General features: G+C 55.2%; 1 protein-coding gene. It reads left to right on the top strand.

Annotation, left to right across the window (positions count from 1 at the left end):
• Nucleotides 1–70: 70 nt before the first annotated feature.
• The coding region (locus tag OC610_RS29260) for a transposase (RefSeq protein ID WP_264433348.1) at nt 71–268 on the top strand (198 nt) is incomplete at its 3' end.

Here is a 268-nt window from a genome sequence, read left to right as displayed (position 1 = left end):
GAACTGGCCTAATGATTTTGGACACCTCAATCGGGCGCTATGATGGCGCCCAAATCTGAGGTGTTTGGATATGCGTAAATCTTATTCCAGAGAGTTCAAGCTCAAGGCTGCGAGCTTGGTGTTGGACGAGGGCCAATCGGTCCCTGAGGTCTGTGCCAGTTTGGATATTGGCCCTACGGCCTTGCGCCGTTGGGTTGATCAGGTGCGTCAGGAACGCTTGGGCTCGACCCCGCAAGGAGCCAAGGCAATTACCGCCGATCAGCGAGAA

Source organism: Pseudomonas agronomica (assembly GCF_025917275.1).
In the GTDB taxonomy this organism is placed as follows: domain Bacteria; phylum Pseudomonadota; class Gammaproteobacteria; order Pseudomonadales; family Pseudomonadaceae; genus Aquipseudomonas; species Aquipseudomonas agronomica.
Note: the sequence above shows the minus strand (reverse complement) of the source record. Positions and strands in the feature narration are given on the sequence as shown.